The 19,390-nt window shown below is 62.4% G+C and carries 19 protein-coding genes; 14 read left to right on the plus strand and 5 right to left on the minus strand.

The features are described 5' to 3' along the window. Window positions 1–96: 96 nt before the first annotated feature. On the plus strand, window positions 97–909 hold the full coding sequence (locus J3361_RS18680; protein ID WP_207965825.1) for an alpha/beta fold hydrolase: 813 nt from the start codon (window positions 97–99) through the stop codon (window positions 907–909). A gap of 164 nt (window positions 910–1,073) precedes the next feature. On the opposite strand, the gene dsbG is transcribed toward J3361_RS18680, so the two are convergent. The 3 genes from dsbG to dsbD are packed head-to-tail and all read right to left on the minus strand — an operon-like array spanning window position 1,074 to window position 4,413. Further along, complete coding sequence (dsbG, locus tag J3361_RS18685; RefSeq protein WP_207965826.1) at window positions 1,074–1,841, minus strand: thiol:disulfide interchange protein DsbG; 768 nt, start codon at window positions 1,839–1,841, stop codon at window positions 1,074–1,076. Further along, the gene (locus J3361_RS18690) at window positions 1,817–2,686 is read right to left on the minus strand and encodes a TlpA disulfide reductase family protein (RefSeq protein ID WP_207965827.1); all 870 of its coding nucleotides are present in this window, start codon (window positions 2,684–2,686) and stop codon (window positions 1,817–1,819) included. Before J3361_RS18690 ends, dsbG begins: the two co-directional genes overlap by 25 nt. Further along, entirely contained in the window at window positions 2,686–4,413 is a 1,728-nt protein-coding gene (gene dsbD / locus J3361_RS18695; protein ID WP_207965828.1) for a protein-disulfide reductase DsbD, read from the minus strand. The genes J3361_RS18690 and dsbD overlap by 1 nt, the downstream gene beginning before the upstream one ends. Before the next feature lie 175 nt (window positions 4,414–4,588). On the opposite strand from dsbD, the gene J3361_RS18700 reads away from it, so the two are divergent. The 5 genes from J3361_RS18700 (at window position 4,589) to J3361_RS18720 (ending at window position 9,163) form a co-directional block, all read left to right on the plus strand. Beyond that, window positions 4,589–5,269, plus strand: coding sequence for a response regulator (locus J3361_RS18700; RefSeq protein ID WP_122567877.1), 681 nt, complete (start codon window positions 4,589–4,591; stop codon window positions 5,267–5,269). Then, window positions 5,266–6,597 carry an ATP-binding protein gene (locus J3361_RS18705; RefSeq protein ID WP_207965829.1) on the plus strand — a complete coding sequence of 444 codons (1,332 nt, stop codon included), beginning with the start codon at window positions 5,266–5,268 and terminating at the stop codon, window positions 6,595–6,597. The genes J3361_RS18700 and J3361_RS18705 overlap by 4 nt, the downstream gene beginning before the upstream one ends. Before the next feature lie 223 nt (window positions 6,598–6,820). Next, window positions 6,821–7,342: a GNAT family N-acetyltransferase gene (locus J3361_RS18710; RefSeq protein WP_207965830.1), complete on the plus strand. Its 522-nt coding sequence runs from the start codon at window positions 6,821–6,823 to the stop codon at window positions 7,340–7,342. Window positions 7,343–7,438: 96 nt separating this feature from the next. Further along, window positions 7,439–8,851, plus strand: coding sequence for an aspartate aminotransferase family protein (locus J3361_RS18715; RefSeq protein ID WP_207965831.1), 1,413 nt, complete (start codon window positions 7,439–7,441; stop codon window positions 8,849–8,851). Between the two features lie 84 nt (window positions 8,852–8,935). Then, a complete protein-coding gene (locus J3361_RS18720; protein WP_053120590.1) occupies window positions 8,936–9,163 on the plus strand; it encodes an MbtH family protein in 228 nt (75 codons plus the stop codon). Between the two features lie 62 nt (window positions 9,164–9,225). Here J3361_RS18720 and J3361_RS18725 read toward each other — a convergent pair whose 3' ends face one another. Then, on the minus strand, window positions 9,226–10,164 hold the full coding sequence (locus J3361_RS18725) for a LysR family transcriptional regulator (protein WP_207965832.1): 939 nt from the start codon (window positions 10,162–10,164) through the stop codon (window positions 9,226–9,228). 103 nt (window positions 10,165–10,267) lie between these two features. Between J3361_RS18725 and J3361_RS18730 the strand changes: the two genes are divergently transcribed. After that, a complete protein-coding gene (locus J3361_RS18730; RefSeq protein WP_207965833.1) occupies window positions 10,268–11,113 on the plus strand; it encodes a type 1 glutamine amidotransferase domain-containing protein in 846 nt (281 codons plus the stop codon). Window positions 11,114–11,245: 132 nt separating this feature from the next. On the opposite strand, the gene J3361_RS18735 is transcribed toward J3361_RS18730, so the two are convergent. After that, on the minus strand, window positions 11,246–12,064 hold the full coding sequence (locus J3361_RS18735) for a pyruvate, water dikinase regulatory protein (protein WP_003199510.1): 819 nt from the start codon (window positions 12,062–12,064) through the stop codon (window positions 11,246–11,248). Window positions 12,065–12,247: 183 nt separating this feature from the next. On the opposite strand from J3361_RS18735, the gene ppsA reads away from it, so the two are divergent. From ppsA to sigX, 7 genes are all read left to right on the plus strand, one after another. Further along, window positions 12,248–14,623, plus strand: a complete 2,376-nt coding sequence (gene ppsA / locus J3361_RS18740; RefSeq protein WP_186705308.1) for a phosphoenolpyruvate synthase — start codon at window positions 12,248–12,250, stop codon at window positions 14,621–14,623. Between the two features lie 246 nt (window positions 14,624–14,869). Continuing rightward, window positions 14,870–15,859: an alpha/beta fold hydrolase gene (locus J3361_RS18745; protein WP_207965834.1), complete on the plus strand. Its 990-nt coding sequence runs from the start codon at window positions 14,870–14,872 to the stop codon at window positions 15,857–15,859. Window positions 15,860–15,985: 126 nt separating this feature from the next. Further along, a complete protein-coding gene (gene rraA / locus J3361_RS18750; protein ID WP_207965835.1) occupies window positions 15,986–16,477 on the plus strand; it encodes a ribonuclease E activity regulator RraA in 492 nt (163 codons plus the stop codon). Between the two features lie 24 nt (window positions 16,478–16,501). Further along, window positions 16,502–17,497, plus strand: coding sequence for a zinc transporter ZntB (locus tag J3361_RS18755; protein WP_207965836.1), 996 nt, complete (start codon window positions 16,502–16,504; stop codon window positions 17,495–17,497). A gap of 63 nt (window positions 17,498–17,560) precedes the next feature. Beyond that, the gene (locus J3361_RS18760; protein WP_014337331.1) at window positions 17,561–17,806 is read left to right on the plus strand and encodes a hypothetical protein; all 246 of its coding nucleotides are present in this window, start codon (window positions 17,561–17,563) and stop codon (window positions 17,804–17,806) included. A gap of 2 nt (window positions 17,807–17,808) precedes the next feature. Then, window positions 17,809–18,633, plus strand: a complete 825-nt coding sequence (locus J3361_RS18765; RefSeq protein ID WP_003199523.1) for a mechanosensitive ion channel domain-containing protein — start codon at window positions 17,809–17,811, stop codon at window positions 18,631–18,633. A gap of 91 nt (window positions 18,634–18,724) precedes the next feature. Further along, entirely contained in the window at window positions 18,725–19,315 is a 591-nt protein-coding gene (sigX, locus tag J3361_RS18770; protein WP_003183614.1) for an RNA polymerase sigma factor SigX, read from the plus strand. The last annotated feature ends 75 nt before the right edge of the window (window positions 19,316–19,390 follow it).

Here is a 19,390-nt window from a genome sequence, read left to right on the forward strand (position 1 = left end):
GGCAGAACAGGCACTGTTGGCCTAAAGGTTGACTGCTCACTCTGTACCGCTCAGCCTCCCAAGGCTTTTTTCCAGACTCAAACAAGGAGGTCACCCATGCCCTTTGCAACGATCGACGGACAACCGCTCCACTACCTTGACCGAGGCCAAGGCCCGGTAGTGCTGCTGGGCAGCAGCTATCTGTGGGACCACACCATGTGGGCACCGCAGATTGATGCTTTGTCGAAGCACTACCGGGTGATCGTTCCGGAATTATGGGGCCACGGCCAGTCCGGACGCTTGCCAGAAGGCATGTCCTCCCTGGACGACCTGGCCCGCCAGACGCTGGCATTGATGGATCACTTGAATATCGACTGCTTCAACCTGGTCGGGCTTTCGGTGGGCGGGATGTGGGGCGCGCGGCTGGCGCTGGCGGCGCCTGAACGCGTGCAATCGCTGGTGTTGATGGACACTTACGTGGGCGTAGAGCCGGAGCCGACTCGCCAATATTACTTCTCGCTGTTCGACAAGATCGAAGCCAACGGCAGTATTCCCGAGCTGTTGCTGGACATCATCGTGCCGATCTTCTTCCGGCCGGGTATCGACCCGCAGTCACCGCTCTACCAGCGGTTCCGCGCCACCTTGGCCGCGTTGCCGACCGAGCGCCTGCGCGACAGCATCGTGCCGCTGGGACGGATCATTTTTGGCCGGGACGACATCCTGCCGCGCCTGCATGAACTGGATGCCAAGCGCACGCTGGTGATGTGCGGCGACCAGGACAAGCCGCGTCCACCGTCCGAGGCGTTGGAAATGGCCGAGCTGATCGGGTGTTCCCATGTGCTGATTCCCGAGGCTGGACATATTTCCAACTTGGAGAATCCGGAATTCGTGAGCGAGGCGTTGCTGGAGTTTCTGGCGCGCAAGCACTGACTGCCGGCTAACCGTGGCGAGGGAGCTTGCTCCCGCTGGGCTGCGCAGCAGCCCCAAAAAACCAATGCGGTGAATCTGACGAACCACAGCAGGAGATCCAAGGGCTGCTGCGCAGCCCAGCGGGAGCAAGCTCCCTCGCCACAAAAACAGTTTGGGCTTTGATATCACTTCGGCCCGAGAATCTTCACCAGCTTGTCCGGCGACGGCGCGCCTTGTTGCTGTTGCAGGTCGCCTTTTTCATCCAGGTAGAAAATCGCCGGGGTGGCGGACAGTTCCAGTTCGTCCATCAACTGCTGGTTGGCGTCCAGTTTGGCCTGGATGGCGGGTGGGATGTCCTTGAGCGGTTTGAGCGGGCTGCCCTTGCCGGCCTTTTCATGCTCGGCCAGGGTTTTTTCCGGGTCCTTGGCGGCCAGCAAGGCGGCCGATTTACCCGGGCTGTCTTCGCGGATGATGCCCACCATGATGTGGCGCAACTGCACCTTGCCGGCCTTGACCCAAGGCCGGGCCTGTTCCCAGAACATGTTGCAGTACGGGCAGTTCGGATCGCTGAACAGGTACACCGTACGCGGTGCGTCCTTGTTGCCGTCGGCGATCCAGTTGCTGGCTTCCATCTTCGCCCAGATTTCCTTGGCCATCGGCGCGTAGACCAGTTTTTGCAGCGGCTCGGCGCTCAGGTCCTTGCCGTCGGCGTCGTACAGGTTGCCCAGCAGGACGTGCTGCCCGTCCGGGGTCAGGTACAGCGCCATGCCACGGTTCTGGTATTGCGCGGCGTAACCGCGCAACCCGTCCGGGGCCTCGAATGTGCCGACGATTTTCGCGCCCTTGGCTTCGATCTTCTTGATGGCCGCAGGCAATTCTTCGGCCTGGAGCAGCGGTGCCTGCAACAGTGCGGCGGCAACGGCCAGGGTCAGCAGGTGGCGGAGGCGGGGCATGGCGGTTTCCTTGTGGCGGAGTGGGGCGTCGTAGGCGAGTCGGGCGTTTCGAAGTGTTCCAGGGCGCGGGCCAGGCTCGCTTCCGACAATTCGCCCAGGTGGCTGCCCAGCAGGCGGCCGTCGGCGCTGTAGAACAGAGTAGTTGGCAGGGCCATGGAACCCACGGCTTGGCCGAGACGGCCACTGCCATCGAACAGAACATTGGTCAGGCTCAGGCCTTGGGTGGCCAGGTAGGTACTGACGCTTTGCATGCTTTCGGCCTGGTTGACGAACAGGAAGGTCAGGTCCGGGCGCTGTTGCTGGGCTTCTTCCAGCACCGGCATTTCTCGTCGGCAAGGCGGGCACCAGGTGGCCCACAGGTTGATCACCAGAGGGCCGCCCTGGTAGTCGGTGAGCTTCACGGTCTCGCCGTCGGCGGTGCGCAGGTTTATCTCCGGCAGCCGGGTGCCTTGTTCATAAATCGTCAATGACATTGTCGCCACCAGCCAGAACAGCAAGCCACTGCCGACACCGAAGCCCAGCGGTCGGCGCAAGGCGGGGCGGCGCCGGGCCCACAGCAAGGCGCCGACCAGCAGCGCGACAATGCCCGGCCAGGCCAGGAAACCGCCGTCACGCAGGTCGACGATCTGCCACGGGTCGTCCCGGTAATGTTGCCAATAGGCGGCAACAAAACCGACCCGTGCGGCCAAAAGGCCCAGCACGAACAGCACGAACAGCACCGACTCGGGGTTCTCGCCCCCGCGCTTGGCCACCCGCCAGCCGACGAAGGTCGCCAGGGCCAGGGCACTGATCAACAACAGATGATTGAGGGCGATGGCAAAGGTGCCCAGGGTGAACGTCAGCATCAGCGTGCGTCCCGGGTGAGGTTCCAGCGCTCCAGGAAGGCCTTGGCGTCGACTTCCCCGGTGATCCGCTGGCTGCGGCGCTCTTCACCGTCGGCACCAATCCACAGCAGGCTCGGCGGCCCAGGCACTTGGTAACGGCTCAGCAACTCGCGGCTGGCGGGGCTGTCCGCGGTGACGTCGAGGCGCAGGAGGCGGACACCGTTCAGGGCGTCGAGCACCTCGGCGCGGCCGAATACCTGCTTTTCCATGATCTTGCAGGACACGCACCAGTCGGCGTAGTAGTCCAGCAGCACCCATTGGCCCTGGGCCTTGGCGGCGTCCAGTTCCCGTTGCAGGGCGGCGGGCTCGCTGACGGTGACGAACGCGTCGTGGGCACCGACGTTCGCACTGCCCTCGCTGCCGGTGTAGACCTTCAGGGGCTGGAAGAAATCATCGCCACCGCCCGCTGCGCCAATCACCAGCAGGCTGCCCCACAGGCCGAACAGCAACGAGGCGCTGCCGCAGACATAGGCGATGCGACCGAACCCTTCGGTCTGGCGCCAGGCACTGTAGGCGGCGATCAACAACAGCACGCCCCACAGGCCGACCCACAGCGAGCCGTCGATGATCGGGCGAATCATCAGCAGCGCGGTGCCGAGGAACAGGAAGCCGAACACACCTTTGAGCAGGTTCATCCAGGCGCCGGGCTTGGGCAGGAAGCGGTTGCCCACGGTCACCAGCAGCAACAACGGCAGGCCCATGCCAATGCCCATGGTGAACAGGATCAGCCCACCGTGCAGCGCATTGCCGCTCTGGGCGATATACAGCAGCGCGCCGGCCAGCGGGGCGGTCATGCATGGGCCCACCAGCAGGCCCGACAGGGCGCCGAGCACGCCGGCGCCTACCAGGCTGCCACCGCGCCGCTGGCGCCCGGCGTTTTCCAGGCGATCGCGCAGGGCCGCCGGCAATTGCAATTCGAAGAAACCGAACATCGGCAGCGCCAGCAACACGAAGATGGCCGCGAAGCTGCCCAGCAGCCACGGTTGTTGTAGCAACGCTTGAAGGTTGGCCCCCAGCAGTGCGGCGAGCACGCCCATGGCGGCGTACACCAGGGCCATGCTGATCACGTAGCTGCCGGCCAGCGCCAGGCCACGTCTCGGTCCGGCGCCGCTGCCCACCACCAGCCCGGCCAGGATCGGCAGCATCGGCAGCGAACAGGGCGTAAACGCCAGCAGCAGGCCCAGGCCGAAGAACACCAGCAGGCTCCAGCCCAAGGCCCGTTGTTGCAGGCCGCTGGCCAGGGCCTGGTCCGGCGCCTCGTCGGTGGTCGCCGCCGGTGCGCTGCCGCCCAAGTCGACGACTTGGGTCTGGGGTGGGTAGCACAGGCCAGCGTCGGCACAGCCCTGGAAGCCCACCTTGATCTTGCCCGTCGCGCCGGCGGGTATCTTCAGTTCCAGCGCTTGGCGATAGACTTGCTGGTCGCCGAAAAACTCGTCGCTGTGGGCTTCACCCTCCGGCAGCTTGGGTTTTTGCGCCTCGGCCAAGCCATCGAACTTGAGCCGTTGCTGATAGAGGTAGTACCCATCGGCGATCTGCCAGAACAACTGGGTTTCACCGGAGTCCAGGCGTTCGGAGGTGAACACGAACGCCTTTTCCACCGGCAGGAAATCGGGTTTGGTTTCGAAGGGATTGGCGGCCTGGGCCAGGCCCGAGATCAGAAACAACCACAAAAAAAACAATCGACGCATGGACAGAGCCTTAGAACGAAGCATGTGGAAAGCACAATGGCGACTGGCGATTAACCGTCGATTAACCCGGCGGCGACCGGCAGGCAGCAATGGTCGCCCATGTTGGCCATAGTCGTCGCATAATGTCGGCTTAATCGGCCGGCGGCCTAATGTACCTTTTTCAACGGGGCTTTCCATGCGCGTACTGGTCTGCGAAGACGATGAGTTGATTGCCAGCGGGATCGTTGCCGGCCTCACGGCGCAGGGCCTGACGGTCGAGCACGTGGCCACCGCATCGGCGGCGCGGGCGATGGTCGGCGTGGCCGAGTTCGATGTCATGGTGCTGGACTTGGGACTGCCCGACGAGGACGGTCTCAAGTTGCTCAGGCAACTGCGTCAGCAGGGGCTGGAAACGCCAGTGCTGATCCTCACCGCCCGTGACTCGGTGACCGACCGGGTCGACGGCTTGCAGGCCGGGGCCGACGATTATCTGCTCAAGCCCTTCGACCTGCGCGAGCTTGCGGCGCGCCTGCACACGCTGCTGCGGCGCGTGGCGGGGCGCAGCGTCAACCTGATCGAGCACGGTCGCCTGACCTACGACCCCAGCAGTCGGGAAACCACCCTGGACGGCCAGCCGGTGGATCTGTCCCGGCGTGAGCAGTCGCTGTTGCAGGCACTCTTGCACAGTCGCGGCCGGGTGCTGTCCAGCGAGCAACTCAAGGACAGCGTCTACGGGTTCAACGACGAGCTGGAGAGCAACGCCCTCAACGTCCATATCCATCACCTGCGGCGTAAATTGGGTAACGGCATTGTCGAGACCGTGCGTGGCCTGGGTTATCGCCTGGGGCCGGCCGACGGCGGAGAATCCTCCAAGTGATGAGCCTGCGACTGCGCCTGAGCCTGACCCTCGGCGCGGCCTTTGCCCTGATCTGGGCCCTGGCTGCGGCGTGGATGCTCAGTGATCTGCGCAACCAGATGATGTTCTCCCTCGACCAGCGCCTGGTGGCCTCGGCGCGGATGGTGGCCGGGTTGCTGGAGCAACTGCCGCCCTTGCCGACCAAAGGTGACGGCACGCATTTCAGCGCTGAGCAACTGAGCATTCCCGGCGGCATGGCCTGTCAGGTCAGCTCCTTGCGCGGCGAGATCCTGGCCCGCAGCCACGGCACCCCGGAACAGGTCCTGGAGGCCGAGAAAATGGGCTTTCACGATCAGATGATCGATGGCGCGCCCTGGCGCAGCTTCACCCTGGCCCGGGGCGACTTGCGCATCACCACCGCTGACCGCCAGATCGAACGGGAAGCCTTGAACATGTCGGTGCTGCTGGCCGCCTCGGTGCCGGTGGGCGTGGCGCTGCTCGGTTGCCTGTGCCTGTTGTGGCTGGGTATCGGCCAGGGCCTGGCGCCGCTCAATCGCATGCGCGATGCGCTGATGCGGCGCAATGCCGATTCCCTGGAACCCTTGCAGATTCATCCGTTGCCCAGCGAACTTCGCCCTCTGCTGGAAACCCAGAACCAGCTGTTCCAGCGCATCGGCAAGACCATCGAGCGCGAGCGGCGGCTGACCGGCGATGCCGCCCATGAACTGCGCAGCCCGCTGACCGCCATCAAGACGCACCTGCAAGTGGCGCGCATGACCGAGGGCGCCGCTCGCGACCAATCCCTGGCCCGGGCCGAGGAGGGTGCCGACCGCTTGCACCGCACCCTCGAACAATTGCTGTTGCTGGCTCGGGTCGAAGGCAGCCTGTCGTTCGACGATGGCGTGCAATGCAACGCCGAGCAGGTCGCGCGTTTGGCGATCCAGGACTCGGCCAGCAGTGAGTCCCGGCGAATCAAGCTGCACCTGGCGCCAGGGCTGTCCGACGCACCGGTGCAAATGCCGTCGGTGCTCTCCATCGCCGCCCTGCGCAATTTGCTGGATAACGCCCTGCGCCACACCCCGGACGATACCGATGTGGAACTGAGCCTGGAAATGATTGGCCAGCGCGTGCGCTTTCAGGTCCGCGATCACGGCCCGGGCATCGCCGCCGACGATATCCAGCACCTGACCCAACGCTTCTGGCGCAACGGCCAGAGCACCGGCTGCGGACTGGGGCTGGCGATCGTCCAGGCGATCGTCCAGCGTTGCGGCTGTGGCCTGCATTTCGACAGCCGCGCGGATGGGTTGCGGGTTGAATTGACGATGCCGGTGCAGGTGCTGCCCGGTTAATTCCCTGTGGGAGCAAAGCTTGCTCGCGATGCAGGCACCTCGGTCTGACTGTAGGCCAAGGTGCTGCCATCGCGAGCAAGCTTTGCTCCCACAGGTTTTGCTCCCACGGATTTTGCGTCTTCAGGCTTGCGTACATCTGCTGTAACGACCTGCCATTGGCGCACTGGCGTTATCCAGGTCTATGTTTTTTTCAGCTCGACTCAAGGACTGAGGAAAACGCGCCATGAATACTCTCATCCAAATCTGCACGGCCACGGCCAAAGATGTCGGCATCATCAGCCAGATCGCCGAGCGCTCCATCCGTGTCGGGTGTGCCGCCGAACACCGCAACGACCCCACTGTCGTGGCCGCCTGGGTGCGCCACAACACGCTCGCGCATATTCGCCCCTGGCTGATCGACCCACGGTTGCGCCTGACCCTGGCACGCTTGCAGGGGCGCCCGGCGGGTGTCGCCATGGCCACGGCCAGTGGCCGGATCGCCTTCTGCTACGTGCAGCCGGAATCTTTCCGCCGAGGTGTCGGCCAGGCGCTGATGCGAGACATTGAGACCTGGCTGCGCGGGCGCGGGGTGGCCCGGGTGCGCCTCAACAGCACCCGTTCCAGCCAGGCCTTCTATCGACACTTGGGCTTCGAGCAAAGCGCCGAGGCCTTCGCCCTTGGTGGGGTCAAGGCCATCGCGATGCACAAGCCACTGATCGCGCCGACGGCGAAAGTGCTGTCCGAGAGTAAATCCCCCCGTGGCTGATGCGTCTCCACAACAGGAAACCTGCATGTGCGCCCCGACCGGATGCGCATCTGCCCGGTGTGCCGTTTGGGTCACTACCTATTGCGGGGTCGAGAGATGTCAGTCGCCAACAGCCTTATCGAAGCACAGCCGGCGCGGGTCAGCCCCGGGCCGGCCGAGACGCTCTACCAGTTCAATGAATCGCCGCTGCTGGCTCGCCAGAGTCGGCAGGAGTCCAATGCCCGCAGCTACCCTCGGCGGATACCCCTGGCCCTCAAGCGCGCCAAGGGGTTGTATGTCGAGGACGTCGAAGGCCGCACTTTCATCGATTGCCTGGCCGGGGCCGGCACGCTGGCGCTGGGGCACAACCACCCGGTGGTGATCGAAGCGATCCAGCAGGTGTTGGCCGATGAGTTGCCGTTGCACACCCTGGACCTGACCACGCCGGTCAAGGACCGGTTCGTCCAGGACCTGTTCGGCCTGTTGCCGGCGCCGCTGGCTGCCGAGGCGAAGATCCAATTCTGCGGCCCCACCGGGACCGACGCGGTGGAAGCTGCCCTCAAACTGGTGCGCACCGCCACCGGACGCAGCACCGTGTTGTCGTTCCAGGGCGGTTACCACGGCATGAGCCAAGGCGCATTGAGCCTGATGGGCAGCCTGGGGCCGAAGAAACCTTTGGGCGCCTTGCTCAGCAGCGGCGTGCAGTTCATGCCGTACCCCTACGATTACCGCTGCCCGTTCGGGCTGGGCGGTGTCGAGGGCGTCAAGGCCAACCTGCATTACCTCGAAAATCTGCTGAACGACCCGGAGGCGGGCGTGCAATTGCCGGCGGCGGTCATCGTCGAAGTGGTGCAGGGCGAGGGCGGGGTCATTCCCGCCGACCTGGACTGGCTGCGCGGCTTGCGGCGGATCACCGAGCAAGCCGGGGTGGCGTTGATCGTCGACGAAATCCAGAGCGGCTTCGGTCGTACCGGCAAGATGTTTGCCTTCGAGCATGCCGGGATCATCCCCGACGTGGTCGTGCTGTCCAAAGCCATTGGCGGCAGCTTGCCGCTGGCGGTGGTGGTTTACCGCGACTGGCTCGACACCTGGCTGCCGGGCGCCCACGCCGGCACCTTCCGGGGCAATCAGATGGCCATGGCCGCCGGTTCCGCAGTGATGCGCTATCTGCAAGAGCACGACCTGCCGGGCCATGCCGCGGCCATGGGCGAACGCTTGAGCGAGCACCTGCACATCCTCCAGCGGGACTTCCCGCAACTGGGCGATATCCGCGGCCGCGGGCTGATGCTCGGCGTTGAATTGGTTGATCCGGCGGGTAAGCGGGATGCCCAGGGCCATCCGCCCGTGCATGCGCAGCTGGCGCCACGCCTGCAACGCGAATGCCTCAAGCGCGGGCTGATCCTGGAGCTGGGCGGTCGGCAGGGCGGCGTGGTGCGGTTCCTGCCGCCGCTGATCATCACCCGGACGGAAATCGACCGGGTCGCCGAGATTTTCGGGCGAGCGCTGCATGCGGCGGTCACCGACCGTTAATTTTCACCCGGCCCCATACGTTCCTTTCATATCCTGGCTGCGCCTGTGACGCAGCGAACCTCGAGCAAAGATGGAGAGACACCCATGACTTCAGTATTCGACCGCGAGGACATCGTCTTTCAGGTCGTGGTCAACCACGAAGAACAGTATTCGATCTGGCCAGACTACAAGGCCGTGCCCGAGGGCTGGCGCACGGTCGGCAAGAGCGGGTTCAAGAAGGAATGTCTGGCCTACATCGAAGAAGTCTGGACCGACATGCGCCCGCTGAGCTTGCGCAAGAAGATGGAAGAGCAGGCGGCACTAGCCCAGTAGGCCAGGGACTTTGTGGGAGCGAGCCTGCTCGCGATGCAGGCAGCTCGGTCTGTCAGTCAGGCCTAGGTGATGCTTTCGCGAGCAGGCTCGCTCCCACAGGTGGCCTCTGCTCTTATCAGAAAATCAATCAACGCCCGTGCCGCCGCCGGCAATTGCCGATGGGGTGGGTAGATCACTGAAAACGGCCGGCTGCGTCCGCCGAAGTCTTCCAGCAAAGCCACCAGTTCCCCGCGCTTGATGCGCTCCCGGACAATGAATTCGTAGGTCTGGCAGATCCCCATCCCGGCCTGGGCCAGGGACACGATGCCCAATACATCGTCGGACACCTGGACATTGCCCGCCGGCAGCCATTCCCGATCTTGCTGATTTTCGCGAAATAGCCAAGGTGCGATGCGTCCGCTGCTGGGCATCACGAAGGGCAGGCAGGCGTGGGCCGCCAGATCATCGATGTGCCGGGGCGTTCCGGCGCGTGCCAGGTAGTGCGGCGCGACCACCAGGCAAAGGCGGGCGTCTTCGAGCTTGCGGCCGACCAGCCCGCTGTCCGGCAATGGCCCGAGGCGGATCGCCAGGTCATACCCTTCGGCCACCAAGTCGACATTGCGGTTGGTGATGCTCAGCTCCACCCGCACTTGCGGGCACGCCTGGGCGAAACGCGACAGCAACGATGGCAGTCGGTAATGGCCGTAGGTAGTCGGCACGCTCAAGCGCACGCGACCGGTCAGGACGCCGTCCTGGCCTTGGATTCGCCGCTCCGCATCGTCAATCAGGGCAAAGGCCGAGCGCGACTGTTCCAGGTACAACGTGCCGGCATCGGTCAGGTTCAGCCTTCGGGTCGTACGACGCAACAATTGCACGCCGAGCCGGGCTTCGAGGCGGGAGATGGCGCGGCTCAGGACCGAAGGCGTGGTTCCCAGCGCCACGGCGCCGGCGCTGAGGGTGCCTTTTTCCACGACCGTGACGAAGGCTTCCACGTCAGCCAGATGATCGAATCGACGGGGCATTGTTGCCTCCAGGGGCCAGGTGATGTTCCGGTCAGCTAGTTTATCGCCGGTAAGCGCATCAATACAGTGAGCGCATCTTTTATCGAAGCGTCCTGGAGTCATCATGAAAAAACTCACTACCTTGGCAACGTCTGTCGTTCTGGCAGGCATCAGCGTCGCGGCCCATGCCGATAACGTGCTGGTGGTCCTGTCGGACGCCGATCATCTGGACCTGAAAAATGGCCAGGTCTTCTCCACCGGGTTCTACCTCAACGAATTGCTGCAACCGGTGAAACTCTTGCTGGAGGCGGGTCACCAGGTGACGTTCGCAACGCCCGAGGGCAAGGCGCCGACGCTGGACCGTTCCTCGGTGGACAAGATGTATTTCAACAATGACTCGGCGGAGCTGGAGCGTTACCAGGCGTTGCTGGGGCAGTTGAAGATCACGTCGGCCAAGGACTCACCGGTGATCAGCCTGGCCCGTGTCGAGCAGATCGGCCTGGACCGGTTCGATGCCCTGTACATCCCGGGCGGGCATGCACCGATGCAGGATTTGCTCACGAGCGCGCCGCTGGGGCGGGTGCTGACGCATTTTCATGACAAGGGCAAGACCACCGCGCTGGTCTGCCATGGCCCGATCGCGTTGCTGTCGACCATGACCGATGCCCAGGGCTTCGTTGGCCAGTTGGCAGCCAAAGGCCAGGCCTCGGCCAAGGCCGGCTGGATCTATGCCGGGTACAAGATGACGGTGATCAGCAATCAGGAGGAAGAATTGGCCAAGGGGCTGCTGGGCGGCGGGAGCATGAAGTTCTATCCGCAAACCGCGCTGGAGCAGGCGGGTGGGCGATACAGCAGCAACACATCACCCTGGACGTCCCATGTGGTCATGGATCGTGAGTTGATCACCGGTCAGAACCCGGCGTCGGCGCTGGAGGTGGGGAAGGTGTTGGTCGGGCGTCTGGCGCAGTAGCCAGCAGCACTACAAATCCCCTGTGGGAGCGAGCCTGCTCGCGATAGCGGAGTGTCAGCCAACATTAACTTTACTGACCCACCGCGATCGCGAGCAGGCTCGCTCCCACAGGTTCCATGGTGTGCCTGCGGGTTACTTGAACCGCCGCTCCACCCCTTTCTCCACCAGGATCTTCGCCGAAATCTCTTCCACGGAAAAATGCGTGGAATTGATGTGCGGAATATTCTCCCGCCGGAACAGGTTTTCCACCTCGCGCACTTCGAACTCGCACTGGGCATAGCTGGAATAACGGCTGTTGGGCTTGCGCTCGTTGCGGATCGCGGTGAGGCGGTCCGGGTCGATGGTCAGGCCGAACAGCTTGTGCTGGTGGGCGCGCAGGGCGCTGGGCAGTTGCAGGCGCTCCATGTCGTCTTCGGTCAGCGGATAGTTGGCCGCGCGGATGCCGAATTGCATCGCCATGTACAGGCACGTCGGTGTCTTACCACAACGCGACACACCCACTAGGATCAGGTCGGCCTTGTCGTAATAATGCGTGCGGGCGCCGTCATCGTTGTCCAGCGCGAAGTTGACCGCCTCGATCCGCTCCATGTAGTTGGAGTTGTGGCCAATGGAATGGGACTTGCCGACCGAGTAGGAAGAATGCTCGCTCAGTTCCTGCTCCAGGGGCGCCAGGAAGGTGGAAAAAATGTCGATCATGAAACCATTGGACGTTGCGAGAATCTCACGGATGTCCTGATTGACGATGGTATCGAAGATGATCGGGCGGAAACCGTCGGTTTCGGCGGCTTTATTGATTTGCTGTACCATGGCCCGCGCCTTGTCGACGCTGTCGATGTACGGACGTATGAATTTGGCGAAGGTAATGTTTTCGAACTGTGCCAACAGGCTTTGGCCTAGCGTTTCGGCCGTGATGCCGGTGCCGTCGGAGATAAAGAAAGCAGATCGTTTCATTTGCGCCTTGGGCCTTAAGCTAGTGAGCTAGTGACGATTCTTGGATATGATAGGCGCGATTTGCTGGCCGCCATTGGCCTGCATTCTCACTTATTTTCCAGGTCCAGGCCATATCGCCGGCAAGCGCTCCCTGGAGCCGCCGGTGCCTTGAGCTTTTCCAACACAGTTAGTGGAGAGATCACCTTGGTAGAGTACGTAGTTTCCCTCGATAAGCTCGGCGTCCATGATGTGGAGCATGTGGGGGGCAAGAACGCATCCCTGGGCGAGATGATCAGCAACCTCGCCGGTGCCGGCGTCTCGGTGCCAGGTGGCTTCGCCACGACCGCCCAGGCTTATCGTGATTTCCTGGAACTGAGCGGCCTGAACAAGCAGATCCACGATGCGCTCGATGCCCTGGACGTCGACGACGTCAATGCCCTGGCCAAGACCGGTGCCCAGATCCGCCAATGGATCATGGAAGCCGAGTTCCCCGAGAAACTGAACGCCGAGATCCGCACCGCGTTCGCCAAACTGTCCGAAGGCAATCCCGACATCGCCGTCGCCGTGCGTTCCTCGGCCACCGCCGAAGACTTGCCGGATGCCTCCTTCGCCGGCCAGCAGGAAACCTTCCTGAACATCCGTGGTGTGGAAAACGTCATCCGTGCCGCCAAGGAAGTCTTCGCCTCCCTCTTCAACGACCGTGCCATTTCCTACCGCGTGCACCAGGGCTTCGATCACAAGTTGGTCGCCCTGTCCGCCGGTGTGCAGCGCATGGTCCGCTCCGAAACCGGCACCGCCGGCGTGATGTTCACCCTCGACACCGAGTCGGGCTTCCGTGACGTGGTGTTCATCACCGGCGCCTACGGCCTGGGTGAAACCGTCGTGCAGGGCGCGGTGAACCCGGATGAGTTCTACGTTCACAAAGGCACGCTGCAAGCCGGTCGTCCGGCCATTCTGCGCCGCAACCTGGGCAGCAAGGCCATCAAGATGATCTACGGCGACGAAGCCAAGGCCGGTCGCTCGGTGAAGACCGTCGACGTGGACAAGGCCGAGCGCGCGCGTTTCTGCCTGACCGACGCCGAAGTCAGCGAGCTGGCCAAGCAGGCGATGATCATCGAGCAGCACTACAAGTGCCCGATGGACATCGAGTGGGCCAAGGACGGTGACGACGGCAAGCTGTATATCGTGCAGGCCCGTCCGGAAACCGTGAAGAGCCGCACCCAGGCCAACGTCATGGAGCGCTACCTGCTCAAGGAAACCGGCACTGTGCTGGTGGAAGGCCGGGCCATCGGCCAGCGCATCGGCGCGGGCAAGGTGCGGATCATCAAGGACGTCTCGGAGATGGACAAGGTCCAGGCCGGCGACGTATTGGTCTCCGACATGACCGACCCGGACTGGGAACCGGTGATGAAGCGCGCCAGCGCCATCGTCACCAACCGTGGCGGGCGTACCTGCCACGCGGCGATCATCGCCCGTGAACTGGGGATCCCGGCCGTGGTGGGTTGCGGTAACGCCACCCAACTGCTCAAGGACGGCCAGGGCGTGACCGTTTCCTGCGCCGAAGGCGACACCGGCTACATCTTCGAGGGCGAACTGGGCTTCGACATCAAGAAGAACTCCGTGGACGCCATGCCGGAGCTGCCGTTCAAGATCATGATGAACGTCGGCAACCCGGATCGCGCCTTCGACTTCGCGCAGTTGCCGAACGCCGGCGTGGGCCTGGCCCGCCTGGAATTCATCATCAACCGCATGATCGGCGTGCACCCCAAGGCACTGCTGAACTACGACGGCCTGCCGCAGGACATCAAGGACAGCGTCGACAAGCGCATTGCCGGCTACGACGATCCGGTCGGTTTCTACGTCGAGAAGCTGGTGGAAGGCATCAGCACCCTGGCGGCGGCGTTCTGGCCGAAAAAGGTCATCGTGCGCCTGTCGGACTTCAAGTCCAACGAATACGCCAACCTGATCGGCGGCAAGCTCTACGAGCCGGAAGAAGAGAACCCGATGCTGGGCTTCCGTGGTGCGTCGCGCTACATCAGCGAATCGTTCCGCGATTGCTTCGAACTCGAATGCCGCGCCCTCAAGCGCGTGCGCAACGAGATGGGCCTGACGAACGTCGAGATCATGGTGCCGTTCGTGCGGACCCTGGGCGAGGCGAGCCAGGTCGTCGACCTGCTGGCGGAAAACGGCCTGGCCCGTGGCGACAATGGCCTGCGCGTGATCATGATGTGCGAGCTGCCGTCCAACGCCATCCTGGCTGAAGAATTCCTTGAGTTCTTCGACGGTTTCTCCATCGGTTCCAACGACCTGACCCAGCTGACCCTGGGCCTGGACCGTGATTCCGGGATCATCGCCCACCTGTTCGACGAGCGTAACCCGGCAGTCAAGAAGCTGCTGGCCAATGCCATCGCCGCCTGCAACAAGGCCGGCAAGTACATCGGCATCTGCGGCCAGGGCCCTTCGGACCACCCGGACCTGGCCAAATGGCTGATGGAGCAGGGCATCGAAAGCGTTTCGTTGAACCCGGACTCCGTGCTGGAAACCTGGTTCTTCCTGGCCGAGGGGCAGGCTGCGGTCTGATCGAGTGAAGGGGCGGTCTACGGTAATACTGTTCATTCAAAGGCTGATGAAGTTCATTGTGGCGAGGGAGCTTGCTCCCGCTTGAGTGCGGAGCACTCACAAAGAAAGGGGCTGCTGCGCAGCCCAGGGGGAGCAAGCTCCCTCGCCACGGTTTCATTTTTGAACAGTGTTTCAGTCATATGGCCCCTTTTGATTGAAGTAGGGCGGGCTCCACAAGGATGCCGCCCTTTTTTGTGCAAGAAGATTATGCAAAGCAGCAGCAACCTCTTTCCTGTCGCCCTGATCAGCGCCGAGCGGCGCGGTGATCTGAGCGAAGATGTCTATCGCTTGAAACCCGGCAACAGCCCGGACGCCAGCGTCGAACTGGCCGTCACCCGGCTGGGCATGGCTGATCCCGGCGAAACCCGTGGTGTCCCGGTGATTTTGTTGCACGGCAGTTTTTCCAACCGACGCTTCTGGTATTCGCCCAAAGGCCTCGGCCTGGGCGCGTACCTGACGCGCCTGGGATTCGATGTGTGGATTCCCGAAATGCGCGGCCATGGCTTATCCCAGCGTAACCAGGGTTATCGCCACAATCGGGTGGCTGACTACGCCCGTTACGATCTGCCGGCCATCGGCGCCTTCGTGCGAGAGCAGAGCGGACAAGTGCCCCATTGGATCGGTCATTCCCTGGGGGGCATTACCCTGGCGGCAGCCTTGGGCGGCCACTACCTGGGCGAGCCCGCGGTGGCATCCGCGGCGTTTTTCGGCACCCAGGTCAGCCGCACCTATTGGCCGCTGAAGATCCCGCCGGTGGAATGGAGTGGTCGCTTCATTCTCAAGCGTTTTGCCCAATTGTCCGGTTCAAGGCTCAAGCGCGGCCCCGAGGACGAGCCCATCGGCCTGGCCCTGGAAAGCATGCGCTGGTACGGCCTGTTCGGGCGTTTCGGCGATGCCGAGAAGAACTGGTGGGCCGGGTTGGCCGATGTCCGGTTGCCGGTGCTGGCGGTGAGTGCCGCCGGCGATCACCAGGACCCGACTTGGGCGTGCCGCAAACTCTTCGATCAGATCGGTTCCACGCACAAGCAGTTTGTCTGCCTGGGTCGAGGACAGGGTTTCACTGACGATTTCGGTCACGTCGAGATGCTGGTCAGCAAGGCCGCCCACCTTGAGGTCTGGCCGTTGGTGGCGCGCTGGCTCGAGGATCAGCAGGCGCCCTTGCTGGGTGAACAGTCCCAGTTGGCCGAGGCGGTTTGAGGCGAAGGCTCTGACAAGGGCATTTCGCTCTGGTCTGCTTGCGGCTAAGATATGACGCTTCAAGCGGTTCCGGTCACAAACGGTTGCTCATTCAATCTGACGTTCCAGCCTTTCAGGAGTTGTTCGATGAACCATTACCTCACGCCCGACCTGTGCGACGCCTACCCGGACCTGGTGCAGGTGCTAGAGCCGATGTTCAGCAATTTCGGTGGCCGCGATTCCTTCGGCGGCGAAATCGTGACCATCAAGTGCTTCGAGGACAACTCGCGGGTCAAGGAGCAGGTTGAACTCGATGGCAAGGGTAAAGTGCTGGTTGTGGATGGCGGCGGGTCGCTGCGCCGGGCCCTGCTGGGTGACATGTTGGCCGAGAAAGCGGCCAAGAATGGCTGGGAAGGCTTGGTGATCTACGGCTGTATTCGCGACGTCGACGTCATCGCCCAGACCGACCTCGGGGTCCAGGCCCTGGCCAGCCATCCGATGAAGACCGACCGGCGTGGTGTCGGCGAGCTCAATATAGCGGTGACCTTTGCCGGCGTGACGTTCCGCCCGGGCGAGTATGTCTATGCCGACAACAACGGCGTGATCGTTTCGCCAAGCCCACTGAAGATGCCTGAATAAAGACCGCAGCCATAAGGGATGAGGATGTTCGAGGAAGAAAACGCGCAATGGGGGCTGGTGCATGCCCTGGTGCTGGACGGTAAAGGCGGCGCGCGTTCCATAGCCCGGACCGAACTCGACGATTTGCAGCTGCAAGCCCACGAAAGCTTGTGGCTGCACTGGGATCGCAGTCATCCGCAAACCCACACCTGGCTGCGCAAATCCAGCGGCCTGAGCGAATTCAACTGCGACCTGCTGCTGGAAGAGAACACCCGGCCGCGCCTGTTGCCGTTGCCCAACGCCGAACTGCTGCTGTTCCTGCGGGGGATCAACCTCAACCCGGGCGCCGAGCCTGAAGACATGGTCTCGGTGCGGATCTTCGCGTCCGCCCAGCGGGTGATCTCCCTGCGTCTGCGACCGTTGCGCGCCACCGATGAACTGTTGGCGCAACTGGCCGAGGGCAAGGGGCCCGAGAACGCTTCCGAACTCATCCTTTATATGGCGCAATACCTCACCGACAAGGTGCAGGACCTGGTCACTTGCCTCTCGGAAATCGTCGATGGCGAGGAAGAAAAACTCGACGCCGACGAACGGTATGCTCCCGAGCATGACGCCATTTTGCACATCCGTCGAAGGGCTGCCGGACTCAAGCGATTCCTGGCGCCACAACGGGATATCTTTGGCCAGATGTCGCGGATCAAGTTGCCCTGGTTCGTCGAGGACGATGGCGACTATTGGAACGAATTGAACAACAGCCTGACCCGTTATCTCGAAGAGCTTGAATTGACCCGAGAGCGCGTGGGGCTTGTGCTGGAGGCCGAAGACCGGCGCCTGTCGGTGCGCATGAACCGCACCATGTACCGCTTCGGCATCATCACCGGGATTTTCCTGCCGATGAGTTTTCTCACCGGCCTTTTGGGGATCAACGTCGGCGGCATTCCGTTTTCCGAAAGCCCCTACGGTTTCATGGTCGCCTGCCTGCTGATGATCTGCGTCGCGACGGGGCAGTGGTGGTTGTTCCGCCGTTTGCGCTGGGTGTGATGGGGTTTCATGTGACCCGACGAAATATGATCGCGTCTTCCACAGACATCACGAGAGGTGCGTATGCACGATCCGTTTGAACAGTCTTTGCGCGACATGCTCAAGGCTTCGCCGTCCAGCCGGGACGACGACGCATGCTTGGGACGTGTACTGAAAACCGCCAACCGCCAGGTCGGCGCGGGCGATCTGTTCAGCCTGCTGGGCCGCTGGTTGCCCGCGCTGATGATCGCCCTGAATAATGGATCGGCCCATGTCTCGCCGGTTTCCCGCCGTAAACCTGTTACTCGCACCGCTGATAAGGCTGATTGAATATGGAACTTGATCTCTGGACCCAGAGCCTCGTCACGGCAATGACTGCGTTGTGGACCAAGGTAGCTAACTTCATCCCGAACCTCTTCGGCGCCCTGGTGGTGCTGTTGCTGGGTTTTGTCGTGGCCAAGTTGCTGGACACGCTGCTGTCCAAGCTGCTCGCCAAGCTGGGTCTTGATCGCCTGATGGGCGGCACCGGCCTGACCAAGCTGCTGTCCCGTGGCGGCATTCAAGTGCCGATCTCGACCCTGGTCGGCAAGATCGTGTACTGGTTCGTATTGCTGATTTTCCTGGTTTCCGCGGCAGAATCCCTCGGCCTTGAGCGAGTTTCGGCTACGCTCGATATGCTGGCGTTGTATCTGCCGAAGGTTTTTGGTGCCGCGCTGGTGTTGCTGGTCGGTGTCCTGCTGGCGCAACTGGCCAATGGGCTGGTACGCGGTGCGGCCGAAGGCGTTGGGCTGGACTACGCCGCTGGCGTGGGGCGTATCGCCCAGGGCCTGGTGATTATCATCAGTATTTCGGTGGCGATCAGCCAGTTGGAGGTCAAGACTGACCTGCTCAACCATGTGATCGTAATCGTGTTGATTACCGTTGGTCTGGCGGTTGCGCTGGCAATGGGGTTGGGAAGCCGGGAAATCGCCGGTCAGATTCTTGCGGGAATCTATGTGCGTGAATTGTATGAGGTTGGGCAACAAGTGCGTGTTGGCGAGGTCGAAGGCCAGATCGAAGAGATCGGCACGGTGAAAACCACATTGCTGACCGAGGAGGGCGAGTTGGTGTCGCTTTCCAATCGGATCTTGCTGGAACAGCATGTGAGTAGCCGCTAACCCGGCAAACCCTGCTAATGTATGCCGCCGCGAAATGCCTGCTAGCCCAGGCTGCGGCGCACATTGACCTAGACTGTCGGCCCGACTTGTTTTGAACAAACCCCAATCGCTATCCACGCGCTACGACCCCCGTGATCTCTCCGATGAGGAGTTGGTCGCGCGCGCGCATACGGAGCTGTTTCACGTAACACGCGCCTATGAAGAGTTAATGCGTCGTTACCAGAGAACTTTATTTAACGTTTGTGCGCGTTATCTCGGGAACGATCGTGATGCTGACGATGTCTGTCAGGAGGTGATGTTGAAGGTGCTGTATGGCCTGAAGAACTTCGAGGGGAAATCGAAGTTCAAGACATGGCTTTATAGCATCACGTACAACGAATGCATCACCCAGTACCGCAAGGAACGGCGAAAGCGTCGCTTGATGGACGCGTTGAGCCTGGACCCTCTCGAGGAAGCGTCGGAAGATAAGGCGCCCAAGCCCGAGGAAAAGGGTGGACTCGATCGCTGGCTGGTCTATGTAAACCCGATCGACCGGGAAATTCTGGTGCTACGATTTGTCGCAGAGCTGGAATTCCAGGAGATCGCAGACATAATGCATATGGGTTTGAGCGCGACAAAAATGCGTTACAAGCGCGCTCTTGACAAATTGCGTGAGAAATTTGCGGGCATTGCTGAAACTTAGTTCGGCGCAAATATCTCTTACGTGTAGGCAAGTTCTGATAGACTTGCCGCCGAGTTGTCCCCCGGTTTGCGGGAC

The sequence above is a fragment of the Pseudomonas sp. OA65 genome (assembly GCF_017498305.1).
Lineage (GTDB): Bacteria > Pseudomonadota > Gammaproteobacteria > Pseudomonadales > Pseudomonadaceae > Aquipseudomonas > Aquipseudomonas zanjanensis.

Bases quoted from the DNA above. Each gene is read 5' to 3' on its own strand.
- J3361_RS18680 (WP_207965825.1), top strand. From the start codon at position 97: ATGCCCTTTGCAACGATCGACGGACAACCGCTCCACTACCTTGACCGA.
- dsbG (WP_207965826.1), bottom strand. From the start codon at position 1,841: ATGCCCCGCCTCCGCCACCTGCTGACCCTGGCCGTTGCCGCCGCACTG.
- J3361_RS18690 (WP_207965827.1), bottom strand. From the start codon at position 2,686: ATGCTGACGTTCACCCTGGGCACCTTTGCCATCGCCCTCAATCATCTG.
- dsbD (WP_207965828.1), bottom strand. From the start codon at position 4,413: ATGCGTCGATTGTTTTTTTTGTGGTTGTTTCTGATCTCGGGCCTGGCC.
- J3361_RS18700 (WP_122567877.1), top strand. From the start codon at position 4,589: ATGCGCGTACTGGTCTGCGAAGACGATGAGTTGATTGCCAGCGGGATC.
- J3361_RS18710 (WP_207965830.1), top strand. From the start codon at position 6,821: ATGAATACTCTCATCCAAATCTGCACGGCCACGGCCAAAGATGTCGGC.
- J3361_RS18715 (WP_207965831.1), top strand. From the start codon at position 7,439: ATGTCAGTCGCCAACAGCCTTATCGAAGCACAGCCGGCGCGGGTCAGC.
- J3361_RS18720 (WP_053120590.1), top strand. From the start codon at position 8,936: ATGACTTCAGTATTCGACCGCGAGGACATCGTCTTTCAGGTCGTGGTC.
- J3361_RS18725 (WP_207965832.1), bottom strand. From the start codon at position 10,164: ATGCCCCGTCGATTCGATCATCTGGCTGACGTGGAAGCCTTCGTCACG.
- J3361_RS18730 (WP_207965833.1), top strand. From the start codon at position 10,268: ATGAAAAAACTCACTACCTTGGCAACGTCTGTCGTTCTGGCAGGCATC.
- J3361_RS18735 (WP_003199510.1), bottom strand. From the start codon at position 12,064: ATGAAACGATCTGCTTTCTTTATCTCCGACGGCACCGGCATCACGGCC.
- J3361_RS18745 (WP_207965834.1), top strand. From the start codon at position 14,870: ATGCAAAGCAGCAGCAACCTCTTTCCTGTCGCCCTGATCAGCGCCGAG.
- rraA (WP_207965835.1), top strand. From the start codon at position 15,986: ATGAACCATTACCTCACGCCCGACCTGTGCGACGCCTACCCGGACCTG.
- J3361_RS18755 (WP_207965836.1), top strand. From the start codon at position 16,502: ATGTTCGAGGAAGAAAACGCGCAATGGGGGCTGGTGCATGCCCTGGTG.
- J3361_RS18760 (WP_014337331.1), top strand. From the start codon at position 17,561: ATGCACGATCCGTTTGAACAGTCTTTGCGCGACATGCTCAAGGCTTCG.
- J3361_RS18765 (WP_003199523.1), top strand. From the start codon at position 17,809: ATGGAACTTGATCTCTGGACCCAGAGCCTCGTCACGGCAATGACTGCG.